This window comes from Aeromicrobium sp. CnD17-E (genome assembly GCF_024124745.1).
In the GTDB taxonomy this organism is placed as follows: domain Bacteria; phylum Actinomycetota; class Actinomycetes; order Propionibacteriales; family Nocardioidaceae; genus Aeromicrobium.
In genome coordinates this window covers 1-12,585 of record NZ_JAMXRU010000091.1, presented here as the reverse complement: position 1 = coordinate 12,585, position 12,585 = coordinate 1, and the positions used below count along the sequence as shown (strand labels likewise).

Here is a 12,585-nt window from a genome sequence, read left to right as displayed (position 1 = left end):
ACCCAGCGCTGCCCGGGTCGGGGCAGCGACGCGGTCGTGCACCGCGTCGACGCCACGCTCGACCTCGCGTCGCCGCCACCGTCGGGCCTGGCCGGCGCCGTGCGCGCCGCGGTGCCGTCGGGCTACGACGTCGAGGTCGACGTGCAGCCCGACCGGGTCGTGCTCGGCGTGGTCAGCCGGTGCCTCGACCTGCCCCGGATCCAGACGATCGAGATGGCGCTCGAGGGTCGCTACCGCGTCGAGCCCTGACGTCAGGCCAGGAACGCGACGGCGAGCACCATCGGCAACGACACCAGCGAGGCCATGCTGGTGACCAGTGTCATCGTCTTCAGCGCGCCCTTCGTCGTCAGGCCGAGCAGCGACTTGAACATCCAGAAGAAGTTCGAGTTCACGGTGAGCGCGAACATCGACCCCGACGCGACGGCCAGGCCGATCGCGAGCGGTGCGACGTCGATGGAGCCCAGCACCGGGCTGATGATGCCGGCCGCGGCGATGGCCGCCACGGACACCGAGCCGATCGCGAGGTGGAGCACTGCGGCGATGAACCACGCCAGCAGGATGCTGGTGACCACGGCAGCACCCTCGCTGGCCGAGAACAGCGACGCGAGCGTCTGGTCGAGGCCTGTCGCCTCGATGACCGCGCCGAGCGAGCCGCCGATGCCGGTGATGAGCAGGATCTCGCCCGTCGTGTGGAACCCGGTCTTGAGCGCCTTGTCGGTGCGCTCCACGCCGGTCGCGGCGCGCGCGAGCAGGTAGGCGCCGAGCAAGCCCACGAACAGCGCGACGTTCGGGTTGCCGAGGAACGCGACGAACCCGTTCGTCACGTCGGCGAGGTCGGCGAACGCGCCACCGGCGATCATCAGCAGGGGCACGAGGATCGGCAGGAGGGCCACCGGCAGCGGCACGTCGACGTCGCTGCGGCTCGCGCCCTCGCCGGGGCCGGTGCCGGCGGTGTTCTGCTCCACGCCGTCGCCGTCGAGCGGCTCGTCCTGCGCCTCGTCGGTCTCGGGCTTCCACCAGCCGAGACGGAGCAGGCGGCCGAACAGGAACGTCGTGAGCAGCGCCGTCGCGGGCCCGAGGACGATGCCCGCGATCATGTAGGTGCCGAGCGGGATCTCGAGGATCCCCGCGATCGTGACGGCGGCCAGGCCGGGCACGACGAACACGTAGCCCGCGAAGATGCCCGTGCCGATCGCACCGGCCAGGTGCGCGAGCCCGCGGGGCCCGACGTGGCGCGCCGACGACCGCGCGATCGGCGCAGCGAGCACCACCTGCACGTCGACGTAGATCGACGGGAACACCGTCGACATGGCGCCGGTGAGCGCGTAGGGCAACCGCTTCGCCCCCACGACCGACAGCAGCGCCCGCACGAGCTTGCGGAACGTGCCCAGCGAGTGCAGGAGGGCGCCGATGAGCACGCCGAACCCGATGAGGAGCCCGACCTTCGTCATGATCTCCCCGAACCCGCCGGTGATGGCGGTGACCGTGCCCTCGAACCCCACGCCCGCGGCGAGCCCGAGGTAGAGGCAGGCGATCACGAGCGAGATCACCGAGTCGACCTTCGCCCAGATGATCAGCCCGACCACGAGCACGATGGCGATGGCGGTGTGGACGACTTCCACGATCTTCCCCCTCGATCGACAGTGCGCCTCACCCTAGGCCACCCCTCCCGCCGCGGCCCCCACGCGAGGTCCCGCTCCTGGCCCGCAAGCGAGTCCCGCTGGTCGAGTAGGCCGACCGGCGACGAAGGAGCCCGGTCGGTCGTATCGAGACCACCCGGCAACAGCTCAGCGCGGGCCGACCCCGCAGCGACAGCTTGGAGTGGTCTCGATACGTCGGACCCAGGCTCGTACCTCACCAGGCCCGACTACTCGACCAGCGAATCGTTCCGCTGGTCGAGTAGCGGCCGCGCGCGAGGAACGAGCGCCGTGGCTGCGTATCGAGACCACTCGGCAGCGGCCCGGCGCGGACCGACCCCGCAGCGACAGCTTGGAGTGGTCTCGATACGTCGGACCCAGGCTCGTCCCTCGGCGGAGGCGACTACTCGACCAGCGACGCCCACCGCTGGTCGAGTAGTCAGGACGGCGAGCGCCAGCGAGCTCGTCCTGACGTATCGAGACCACCCGGCAACAGCCCAGCGCGAACCAGCCGAAACTCCACTGTCCACAGGAGTTTTCTGGGCTGGAGGGGGGTGTCGGAGGGGGTCTCTAGGTTGGAGACATGAACCTCACCGACACCCTCCTGGCCGACGCACTCGATGCGTCGCGTCGGGTGTGGGCGGGTGAGGCGGAGCAGGCGCGGGCGGTGCTGCGGTTCGTGGAGACCCGCCGCACCGACGCCCTCGCCCAGGGCCTGTCGGCTCGTCAGGTGGAGGACGCCCGGCAGGTCGCGATCCTGGAGGCCGCCCTCGAGCTGCATCTCGCGCAGGGGTTCGTGGCGAACCTGGTCTCGGCGACCCGCACCCTCGTGATGGACCTGCCCACCGTGTGGGCTGGCCACCTGCGCGGTGAGGTCGATCGGGCCAAGGCCCGCGAGATCGCCTCCACCGCCTGGAAGCTCCACCACCCCGAGAACGTGACCCGGTTGGACGAGACCGTCCTGGCCTACGCCACGTCCCACACCCTGGGGCAGCTGAAGGGGTGGCTGCGCCGGTTCCTCGTCCGGGTCGAGCCCGACCACGCGATCGAGCGCCGCAAGTCCGCCCACGCGGACCGCAACCTCACGATCACCGCGTTGGATGACGGGATGAGCCTGCTGCAGGCCCTCATCCCCACCACCGAGGCCCTCCTCATCGACCGTGACCTGACCCTCGCCGCCAAGGCCTCCCGCACCCAAACCTTCGACGACGAGAGGACCCTGGCCCAAGCTCGTGCCGACGCCCTCGTCGACACCCTCCTGCAGAGGGGTGGGAAGACCGAGACCACCGACACCGCTGCCGAGCACGCGCGCGTCGGCACGTCGGGGCGCGGCCGCTTCCACGTCGGCGTCACCGTCTCCCTGGCCACCCTGCTCGGCCTCTCCAGCGAGCCGGGCGTCTCCGCCGACGGGCAGCACGTCCTCGACCCTGGCCTGCTCGCCGAGCTCGCCACCGCCGAAGGCACGTTGTTCTCGCGGTTGTTGACCGACGAGCACGGCGGGATCCTCGACGTCACCGAGCTGGGCCGCTTCCCCACCCAGCCCCTACGCAGGGCGTTGAACCTCATCGACGGGACCTGCGACGTCCCCGGCTGCACCCGACCCGCCACCGGATGCGACATCGACCACCAGATCCCCCACGACCCCGACCCACCACCAGGCCAACAACCCGGACCCACCACCGCAGCAGCCAACCTGCACCACCGCTGCCCACCCCACCACGGCCTCAAGACCCGCGGAGCCCTCACCGTCACCCACGACCAGGACGGCAACGCCCACTGGCACCTACCCACCCGCACCATCGAGGCCGAGACCGCGTTCACCCGCGCCTGGACCCGACGAGACCGCACCATCCAGTTCGTCGAGATCCACCACACCCACCCCGACCACATCCAGTACCGACCCCGATGAACCAGGCGTCCGCGCTCAGGGTGCGGGCGGGCGGGAGGAAGCCCACACGACCAGCAGGACGATCGGCGCGACCACCCCCACCAGCACCAGCACCGGCCAGCCCACGGCGAGCTCGGTGGTCGAGGAGCGGGCCCATGCGTCGAGCGCCATCCCTAGGGACGTCAGCAGGACCACCGCGGTAGCACGGCCGGCCCACCGGACCGTCCGCGAGCCGTACAACGAGGCGCGGCGCACGATCGTGAGGACGAGGAACCCGCCCACCAGCAGCGACGCCAGCCGCAGCGGGTCGTGCTCCGCGCGCTCGGGGACCACCCACGCGAGGACATGGATGACCACCGACAGCCCTAGCCAGAGCTCCGGTTCGACGAACCACGGCTCCGGCTCCCGCTCGGCGACGTCGCTCACGCGCCGAAGTCGACCTGCCGCAGACCCCGCAGCAGCGCGTAAGCCGCCTGCTGGTCGTCGGCGTCGAGCTGCGCGACCCCGAACTGCACGTCCATGAGCGCGGCGGTGGCGTCCTCGACCACCCGCTCACCGTCGGGCGTCAGCGACGCGAAGGTCCGGCGGCGGTCGGTCGGGTCGGGCTCGCGGACCACCAGGCCCTGCGCCTCCAGCCGGTCGATCGCGTTCGTCACCGACGTCGGGTGCACCATCAGCCGCTCGCCGATCTTGCTCAACGGCAGCCGGCCGGCACGGCTGAAGGAGATGAGGCGCAGCACCTCGAAACGCGCGAACGTGATCCCGTGCGGCTTCAGTGCCGCGTCGAGACGACTGATGACGAGCTGGTGCACCCGCATGATCGACGTCGCGAGCCGCATGGCCGTGGCGTCGCCGATGCGCTCCTCCCACAGCTCTCCCGCCCGCTCGAGCGGGTCGAACGCGAGTCGGGGCTCCTGCGGCATGGGCTGATCATAGGCGCAGCGGCGCGCACCCGGCCGACCTCGACGACGGGGTGGTGCGCAGCACGTCCCATTAGTAGGATGTCCGAGCATCTGACTTCCTAGGAGTTCGCATGACCGCGTTGCACGTGCCCACGCACCCCGTCCGACTCGTCACCGCGTCGGCGCTCTTCGACGGGCACGACGCGTCGATCAACATCATGCGGAGGATCTTCCAGAGCCAGGGGGCGGAGGTGATCCACCTCGGCCACAACCGCTCGGTCCAGGAGGTCGTCGACGCGGCCATCGAGGAGGACGTCCAGGGCGTGGCCGTCTCGTCCTACCAGGGCGGGCACGTCGAGTACTTCGAGTACCTCGTGGAGTCGCTGCGCGAGCAGGGCGCCGGTCACGTGCAGGTCGTCGGCGGCGGGGGCGGCGTCATCGTGCCCGAGGAGATCGCCCGGCTGCGCGCCTCCGGCGTCACGATCTTCTCTCCCGAGGACGGCCAGCGCATGGGCCTCGCAGGCATGATCAGCTCCGTCGTCGAGGCGTGCGACATCGACCTCACCTCGCTCGGCGCCCTCGACGTCGACGCCGTCCTCGCCGGCGAGCGCGCCGCCGTCGCCCGTGCCATCACGTTCGCCGAGACGGGCCGCCTCGCCGGAGCCGACCTCGAGCGGGTGCGCGAGGCCGCGGCCGGCCACCGGTCGCCCGTGCTCGGCATCACCGGCACCGGCGGCTCGGGCAAGTCGTCGCTCACCGACGAGCTCGTGCGCCGGTTCCGCGTCGACCAGCAGGACAAGCTGCGGGTGGCCGTCGTCGCCGTCGACCCCACCCGACGTCGCGGGGGCGGTGCCCTGCTCGGCGACCGCATCCGCATGAACTCCCTCGGCAGTGCCGTGCGAGGGGCGGACTGCACCTACTTCCGCTCGCTCGCCACCCGCGGCTCCCACGAGCTGCCCGACTGCCTCGACGACGTCGTCGCCGTGCTGAAGGCGGCCGGGTTCGACCTCGTGGTCGTCGAGACGCCCGGCATCGGACAGGGCGACGCCGCGATCGTGCCGCACGTCGACACCGCCATGTACGTCATGACGCCGGAGTTCGGTGCGGCCTCGCAGCTGGAGAAGATCGACATGCTCGACTTCGCCGACGTCGTCGCGATCAACAAGTTCGAGCGCCGCGGGGCGAAGGACGCCTACCGCGACGTCGGCCGCCAGCTGGTGCGCAACCGCGAGGCGTTCGGGAAGAAGCCGGAGGACATGCCGATCTTCGGCACGTCGGCCGCCACGTTCAACGACGACGGCGTCACGGCGCTCTACCAGCACCTGCGCGACCACCTCGCCGAACGCGGCCTGCCGGTCGCCGAGGGCACGCTCGCACCGGTCGCCGTGCGCTGCTCGTCGGGCATCCAGGCCGTCGTGCCGGCCGACCGCGCCCGCTACCTGTCCGAGATCACCGAGACGGTCCGCGGGTACCACGCCGAGACCGAGCGACTCGCCGACGCCGCCGACCGTGCACAGCGGCTCGAGACCACCGCCGCCGAGCTCGCCGACGCCGGCCTCGACGCCGACGCCGTCACGACGCTGCTCGAGTCGGCCCGCAGGCACGTGCCGCACGACGTCGCCGACCAGATCGCCGGTTGGCCCGCCGTCGTGGAGTCCTACTCCGGCGACGAGCAGGTGGTGCGGGTCCGCGACCGCGAGATCGTCACGCAGCTGACCCGCGAGTCCCTGTCGGGGAACAAGATCCCGCGCGTCTCGCTCCCCCGGTTCACCGGCCACGGCGACCTGGTGCGCTTCTGGCGTCGGGAGAACCTGCCCGGGTTCTTCCCGTACACGGCCGGCGTCTTCCCGTTCAAGCGGGACGGCGAGGACCCCGCCCGCATGTTCGCCGGCGAGGGCGACCCGTTCCGCACCAACCGACGGTTCAAGCTGCTCAGCGAGGACGGTGAGGCCACCCGGCTGTCCACCGCCTTCGACTCCGTGACGCTCTACGGCCGCGACCCCGATCCTCGCCCCGACGTGTACGGCAAGGTCGGCACCTCGGGGGTCTCGGTCGCGACGCTCGACGACATGAAGGCGCTCTACGACGGCTTCGACCTCGTCTCGCCGAGCACGTCGGTCTCGATGACCATCAACGGTCCGGCCCCCACCGTGCTCGCCTTCTTCCTCAACACCGTCATCGACCAGCAGGTCGACGCCTTCCGCGAGCGCGAGGGACGCGAGCCCGACGAGACCGAGCACGCCGAGCTGCGCTCGTACGCCCTGAAGAACGTGCGCGGCACGGTGCAGGCCGACATCCTCAAGGAGGACCAGGGCCAGAACACGTGCCTGTTCTCGACGGAGTTCAGCCTGCGCATGATGGGCGACATCCAGCAGTACTTCATCGACGAGGGCGTGCGGAACTTCTACTCCGTCTCGATCTCCGGCTACCACATCGCCGAGGCCGGGGCGAACCCCATCAGCCAGCTCGCGTTCACCCTCGCGAACGGCTTCACCTACGTCGAGTCCTACCTCGCGCGCGGCATGGACGTCGACGACTTCGCCCCGAACCTGTCGTTCTTCTTCTCCAACGGCATGGACCCGGAGTACTCGGTGCTCGGCCGTGTCGCGCGCCGCATCTGGGCGGTGGCGATGAGGGAGAAGTACGGCGCGAACGACCGCAGCCAGAAGCTGAAGTACCACGTGCAGACGTCGGGTCGCTCCCTGCACGCGCAGGAGATGGACTTCAACGACATCCGCACGACCCTGCAGGCGCTCATCGCGATCTACGACAACGCGAACAGCCTGCACACCAACGCCTACGACGAGGCCGTCACGACGCCGACGACCGAGTCGGTGCGCCGGGCGCTCGCCATCCAGCTGATCATCAACCGCGAGTGGGGCCTCGCGATGAACGAGAACCCGCTGCAGGGCTCCTACGTCATCGACGAGCTCACCGATCTCGTCGAGGCTGCCGTGCTGGCCGAGTTCGACGCGATCAACGAGCGCGGCGGCGTGCTGGGCGCGATGGAGACCGGCTACCAGCGCGGCCGCATCCAGGACGAGTCGATGCTCTACGAGCACCGCAAGCACGACGGGTCGCTGCCGATCATCGGTGTCAACACGTTCCGCCGACCCGATGCCGAGGGTGAGGAGCACGTGGTCGAGCTGGCGCGTGCGACGGAGTCGGAGAAGCAGTCGCAGCTCGACCGGGTGCACGCGTTCCAGCAGGCGCACCGCTCGGATGCGGAGGAGGCGATCGCCCGGCTGAAGGACGCGGCGACGTCGGGCCAGAACGTGTTCGCGGTCCTCATGGACGCCGCGCGCGTGTGCTCGCTGCAGCAGGTGACGGAGGCGTTCTTCGAGGTCGGGGGGCAGTACCGGCGCAACGTCTGAGTGCGGGCCGGTGGCGGCGCCGACGACTCGCTCGAGTCGCCGGTATCACGATCACGTCCTACCGTGAAAGTCAAGACCCGATCGCCGATCGATCGAGCTCAGCGACAGGAGCCCCACCATGACCACCCACGACCCCCGCCCCGAGGCCACCCCAGCCCACCGCGACGCCACTGCCGCCCACCGCGAGCCGGTGGCCGACCGCACCGACCCGACGCTCGACCGGCGCGACGTCGTCGACCGCGAGAAGGAGCGCTTCGGCGGCGTCAAGATCGTCTGCGCCTTCTTCGGCTGGATCACCGCGACCGGCATGAGCGTGCTGCTCGCCGCGCTCGTCGCCGCAGCCGGTGCCGGCATCGGCCTGGCGTCCGACACGACCGACCTCGCGAACGCGGCCCAGGACCAGGGGATCTCCGCCGGCGAGATCGGCTGGGCTGGCGTCATCCTGCTCCTCGTCGTCGTGTTCGTGTCGTACTACAGCGGCGGCTACGTCGCCGGCCGCATGGCCCGCTTCGACGGCATCCGCCAGGGCCTCGCGGTCTTCGGCTGGGCCGTCGTCGCGGCCATCGTCATCGCGATCCTCGGCGCCGTCGCCGGCTCGCAGTACAACGTGTTCGACAACCTGAACGCGTTCCCGCGCATCCCGGACAGCCTGTCCGACCTGACCCTGCAGGGCGTCGTCGCCCTCGTCGGCGTCGTCGCCACGGCCCTCGTGGGCGCTGCGCTCGGCGGCCTGGCCGGCATGCACTTCCACCGCAAGGTCGACAAGGCCGGTCTCGGTCGCTGACGCAGCACCGACCGGTCCCACCCCGCACCCCACGGTTCCCCGCGACCGTGGGGTGCGGTGCGTCCAGGAGCGTCCCGGTGCACGAGAGCGCCCGAACGGGGTACGGAGGACGTCGAGGTCCGCGACGGACAGCGCCGCCGGCGCAGCGCGGACATGAGGAGAGCACATGGACACCTGGGTCTGGATCGTCATCGCCGTCGTCGTCGCACTGGTCGTGCTCGCCGTCGCCCTCGCCGCGGCTCGCAGGTCGAGCGAGGCACGCCGCGTCCGCGACCGTGACCGGGCCGTGACGCTGCGCGAGGAGGCCGCCGAGGCGCACGTCGCCGCCGGACGTACCGAGGCGGGCGCTGCCGTCGCCCGCGCCGACGCGGACGAGGCGCGACTGGAGGCCGACCGCCTCGAGCGGCACGCCGTCGACCTGGAGAACGAGGCCGCCGAGGCGCAGGGCCACGCCGACGACCGCCTGGCCGAGGCGGACCGGCTCGACCCCGACGCTCCCGAGGGAGGCCGGGCGTCCCAGGACGGTGGGCACCGCGCCGACCCCACCGATCCGCGGCGGTAGCGTCGGGGCGTGACGACCCTCCCCACGTACGAGCAGGCCGCGAGCCTCCCCGTGGTCCACGAGCACGTGGTCGGCCCGGAGCACCTCGACGAGAACCGGCACATGAACATCGCGCACTACTTCACGTTCGGCGGCGCGGCGATCTGGGCCCGCCACCAGCGCGACCTCGGCATGGCCGACGCGTACATCACCGAGCGGGGCCTGACGACGTTCACCGCCGAGCAGCACCTGCGCTACCTGGGCGAGTCGGTCGAGGGCGACCGCATCGGCGTGAGCGTCGTGGTCGTCGACCGCAGCGACAAGGTGCTGCACGTGGCCGCACTGCTCACCAACCACACGCGGCGCGAGCTGTCGTGCGTGATGGAGGCGGTCACCGTGCACGTCGACTTCGGCACGCGCCGGCCGGTGCCCTTCCCCGACGACGTCGCCGACCTGCTCGACGCGGCGATCGCGGACGACCGGCCGGCCTGGGAGCTGCCGCTAAGCGGGGGGCTGGGCGTCCGACGCTGACCCGCTCGGGAGGCGCCGCCCGCGCTCGTCGGGTACGAAGGAGATAGACGAGAGGAGTGCCGGTGCTGGCGTGGGGTTTCATCATGGTGGCCGTCGTGGTCGTGCTGGTCGTGGCCGGCCTCGGGATCGCAGCCGCGTCGGGCCGTGACGGCGCGGAGCGGCGCAGTGCGATGGCGGAGGCGCGCCAGCGGGCGCAGGCCCGCCGGGAGGCGCGGTCGGACGGGGCGTGACCCTCGACGACCTCGGCCACGACGTCGCCGTGCCGACCGAGGCGCGACGCGTGGTCAGCCTGGTCCCCTCGATCACCGAGGGACTGGCCGCCGCGAGACCCGGCGCTGTCGTCGGGGCGACCGACTGGTGCACGCACCCGCACGACCTCGAGGTCGTGCGCGTGCGCGGCACCAAGAACCCCGACCGCGCCGCCGTCGAGGCGGCCCGGCCCGACCTCGTGGTCGCGAACCAGGAGGAGAACCGCGAGCTCGACGTGCAGCGACTGCGCGACGCCGGCGTCCCCGTGTGGGTGACGCGGATCGAGACCGTCGACGACGCCTTCGCCTCCCTCGGACGGCTCTTCACCGACGCGCTCGGCTGGGGCGAGCCCGCCTGGCTGGCGGACGCGCGGCGGCTCTGGTCGGCGCCCGCCCCGGCACCACGCGGACGGGTGGCCGTCCCGATCTGGCGCGACCCGTGGATGGTCGTCGGGCCGCGCACGTTCACGGCCGACCTGCTGCGCCGGCTCGGGTGGGAGGTGACGACGGGCGCTGCGGGCGACCCGCACGAGCGCTACCCCCACGTGGACGTCGCGGACCTCGAGACGTCCGACGTCGACCTCGTGCTGCTGCCCGACGAGCCCTACGTCTTCGGCCCCGACGACGGGCCGGAGGCGTTCACGTCGGTGCCGACACGGCTCGTGTCGGGCCGGCTGCTCACCTGGTACGGACCGTCGCTCGTCGAGGCCCGCGAGGTGCTGGGCGCCCTGTGAGCCGACCCGTCCTGGTCAGGACTGGTGCTCGCGCTCCTGCTCGTGCGCGGCGGCCTTGCGCTCGAGGACACGACGCTCGGCCTTCTGCTTCTCCAGCGGCGTGATCTCGAGCTTGTGCTTGGACACGACGTACGGCGTCTCGCCCACGATCGCGTTGTGGCTGCCGGAGAACAGGTACTTGCTCGACAGGTTGATGAGCGTCGCGAACCGGTTGCGGTTGCCGAGCAGCGTCGCGATGTGCAGCGCCACCCAGATGATCCAGGCGAGGAAGCCGGTGAGCTTCGGCGCGTGGGTGATCTCCGCGACCGCCGACGACTTGCCGATCGTGGCCATCGTGCCCTTGTCGGAGTACTTGAACGGCTTGACCCGGTCGGCCTTGCCCTTCGTGGTGGCCTTGATCAGCTTGGCGACGTGCTTGCCGCCCTGGATGGCGGGCTGGGCGAGCTGCGGGAGCGGGTCGGGGCCGATGGCGATGTCGCCGATCGCGAACACGTCGGGGCGGTCCTTCACCCGCAGGTGGTCGTCGACCTCGATGCGGCCGCCGCGCCCCTGGGGCACGTCCCAGTCGAGGACGGTCGGGTGGGCGGTGACGCCGGTGGCCCACACGACGATGCCCGCCTTGAGGAACTCGGTGCGGCCCTCGGCCTCGACGAGCACGCCGTCCTCGCGGACCTCCTTGACGGCCGTGTTCAGCCGCAGGTCGACGTCGCGCTTGAGCAGCGACCGCTTGGCGTAGTCGCGCAGCTTCTCGTCGAACGGGCCGAGCACGTGGGGCGCCATCTCCAGCAGCGTCACGTGGATGCGGGCCCGGTCGAGCTCGGGGTACGTCGTGGGCATGTCGTTGTTGCGGAACTCGGCGAACGCGCCGGCCGTCTCGACACCCGTCGCGCCACCGCCGACGACGATGATGCGCAGGTCCTCGTCCTGGCCGTTGATGGCGAACTCCTCGAGGTTCGCGAACAGCCGGTCGCGCACCTGCAGCGCCTGCGAGCGCTTGTAGAGGGGCAGCGAGTACTCCTCGGCGCCCGGGGTGCCGAAGAAGTTCGTCGTCACGCCGTTGGCGAGCACCAGGTAGTCGTAGGAGACGGACACCTCGCCGTGCAGGCTCAGCACCTTCGCCTGGTGGTCGATGCTCGTGACGATGCCCTTGAGGAAGCGGACGTTCTTCTGGCCGGCGCGCACCGCGCGCAGGAACCAGGTGATGTCGCCGGGGTTCAGCGAGGCCGTCGCGACCTGGTAGAGCAGGGGCTGGAAGGTGTTGTAGGTGTGCCGGTCGATGAGCGTGATGTCGACGTCGGCACGCTTGAGCTTGCGGACGAGGGAGAGCCCTCCGAAGCCACCTCCGACCACGACGACGTGGGGGCGCTTGGAGCCGGGAACGACGCTGTTGCTCATGGCTCCAACCCTACTCGCGCCGGGCGTCGGGCCGCCTCTCGGCGAGGGGGTCGGTGACCTGGGTCACTCCCCCGAGAGCCAGGCGCGGGACTCCGGGCGGCGGAGCTGGACGATGACGACGATCGCCGCGGCGCCGGTCACGACGCCCAGTGGGAGGAAGAAGACCGACAGGCCGATGGTCACCGCCGCGACGACGACCAGCGCCGTCCCGCCCGCCGGCACCCGGCGGACGACGGCGAGGGCCGCCACGGCGCCGGCGACGCAGGCCACGAGCCAGACGACCGCGGAGACCCGCAGGAGCTCGATCATCTCGTCGGCGCTGACGCCCGAGGAGCGCACCAGGTCGCGGGCGATCCCGGGCTCGGTGAGCGCGGTGCGGTAGGCGTCGGCACCGACCGTCGTCACCAGCAGGAGCAGGAGGCCGAGCAGCGCCACGACACCGCACGCGACGAACGTCGTCACGACCGCCACCGTGACGGACCGCGGCCGGGCCACGGGGCCGACCGGCGCGGGCTGGGCCGACGGGTGCGTCGGCGTGGCCGTCGCGACGG

General features: G+C 71.5%; 13 protein-coding genes. 8 read left to right on the top strand and 5 right to left on the bottom strand.

Annotation, left to right across the window (positions count from 1 at the left end):
- Positions 1-249, top strand: a 249-nt coding sequence (locus NH339_RS14450; protein ID WP_253026572.1) for a hypothetical protein, incomplete at its 5' end; no start/stop codon positions are given.
- Positions 250-251: 2 nt separating this feature from the next.
- On the opposite strand, the gene NH339_RS14445 is transcribed toward NH339_RS14450, so the two are convergent.
- Positions 252-1,622, bottom strand: coding sequence for a GntP family permease (locus NH339_RS14445; RefSeq protein WP_253026570.1), 1,371 nt, complete (start codon positions 1,620-1,622; stop codon positions 252-254).
- Between the two features lie 598 nt (positions 1,623-2,220).
- Between NH339_RS14445 and NH339_RS14440 the strand changes: the two genes are divergently transcribed.
- On the top strand, positions 2,221-3,546 hold the full coding sequence (locus NH339_RS14440) for an HNH endonuclease signature motif containing protein (RefSeq protein ID WP_253026568.1): 1,326 nt from the start codon (positions 2,221-2,223) through the stop codon (positions 3,544-3,546).
- A 15-nt stretch (positions 3,547-3,561) separates the two neighbouring features.
- Here the strand turns inward: NH339_RS14440 and NH339_RS14435 are convergent, their stop codons facing one another.
- A complete protein-coding gene (locus tag NH339_RS14435) occupies positions 3,562-3,951 on the bottom strand; it encodes a hypothetical protein (protein WP_253026566.1) in 390 nt (129 codons plus the stop codon).
- Positions 3,948-4,448 carry a MarR family winged helix-turn-helix transcriptional regulator gene (locus NH339_RS14430; protein WP_067853609.1) on the bottom strand — a complete coding sequence of 167 codons (501 nt, stop codon included), beginning with the start codon at positions 4,446-4,448 and terminating at the stop codon, positions 3,948-3,950. Before NH339_RS14430 ends, NH339_RS14435 begins: the two co-directional genes overlap by 4 nt.
- Before the next feature lie 110 nt (positions 4,449-4,558).
- Here NH339_RS14430 and icmF point away from each other — a divergent pair, with 110 nt between their 5' ends.
- From icmF to NH339_RS14400, 6 genes are all read left to right on the top strand, one after another.
- The gene (gene icmF / locus NH339_RS14425) at positions 4,559-7,801 is read left to right on the top strand and encodes a fused isobutyryl-CoA mutase/GTPase IcmF (protein WP_253026564.1); all 3,243 of its coding nucleotides are present in this window, start codon (positions 4,559-4,561) and stop codon (positions 7,799-7,801) included.
- A gap of 118 nt (positions 7,802-7,919) precedes the next feature.
- Positions 7,920-8,585, top strand: a complete 666-nt coding sequence (locus NH339_RS14420; RefSeq protein ID WP_253026562.1) for a hypothetical protein — start codon at positions 7,920-7,922, stop codon at positions 8,583-8,585.
- Between the two features lie 166 nt (positions 8,586-8,751).
- Positions 8,752-9,147 carry a hypothetical protein gene (locus NH339_RS14415; protein ID WP_253026560.1) on the top strand — a complete coding sequence of 132 codons (396 nt, stop codon included), beginning with the start codon at positions 8,752-8,754 and terminating at the stop codon, positions 9,145-9,147.
- A gap of 9 nt (positions 9,148-9,156) precedes the next feature.
- Entirely contained in the window at positions 9,157-9,657 is a 501-nt protein-coding gene (locus tag NH339_RS14410) for a thioesterase family protein (protein ID WP_253026558.1), read from the top strand.
- 62 nt (positions 9,658-9,719) lie between these two features.
- A complete protein-coding gene (locus NH339_RS14405) occupies positions 9,720-9,887 on the top strand; it encodes a hypothetical protein (protein ID WP_158509157.1) in 168 nt (55 codons plus the stop codon).
- The gene (locus tag NH339_RS14400; RefSeq protein WP_253026546.1) at positions 9,884-10,639 is read left to right on the top strand and encodes a helical backbone metal receptor; all 756 of its coding nucleotides are present in this window, start codon (positions 9,884-9,886) and stop codon (positions 10,637-10,639) included. The genes NH339_RS14405 and NH339_RS14400 overlap by 4 nt, the downstream gene beginning before the upstream one ends.
- A gap of 15 nt (positions 10,640-10,654) precedes the next feature.
- Here NH339_RS14400 and NH339_RS14395 read toward each other — a convergent pair whose 3' ends face one another.
- Both NH339_RS14395 and NH339_RS14390 read right to left on the bottom strand, forming a co-directional pair.
- On the bottom strand, positions 10,655-12,034 hold the full coding sequence (locus NH339_RS14395; RefSeq protein WP_253026544.1) for an NAD(P)/FAD-dependent oxidoreductase: 1,380 nt from the start codon (positions 12,032-12,034) through the stop codon (positions 10,655-10,657).
- Between the two features lie 63 nt (positions 12,035-12,097).
- Positions 12,098-12,585: hypothetical protein (locus NH339_RS14390; RefSeq protein WP_253026542.1), on the bottom strand; the 488-nt coding region annotated here is incomplete at its 5' end.

Coding starts and splice junctions, on each gene's coding strand:
- NH339_RS14395 (WP_253026544.1), bottom strand. CDS start 12,034: ATGAGCAACAGCGTCGTTCCCGGCTCCAAGCGCCCCCACGTCGTCGTG.
- NH339_RS14430 (WP_067853609.1), bottom strand. CDS start 4,448: ATGCCGCAGGAGCCCCGACTCGCGTTCGACCCGCTCGAGCGGGCGGGA.
- NH339_RS14440 (WP_253026568.1), top strand. CDS start 2,221: ATGAACCTCACCGACACCCTCCTGGCCGACGCACTCGATGCGTCGCGT.
- icmF (WP_253026564.1), top strand. CDS start 4,559: ATGACCGCGTTGCACGTGCCCACGCACCCCGTCCGACTCGTCACCGCG.
- NH339_RS14415 (WP_253026560.1), top strand. CDS start 8,752: ATGGACACCTGGGTCTGGATCGTCATCGCCGTCGTCGTCGCACTGGTC.
- NH339_RS14420 (WP_253026562.1), top strand. CDS start 7,920: ATGACCACCCACGACCCCCGCCCCGAGGCCACCCCAGCCCACCGCGAC.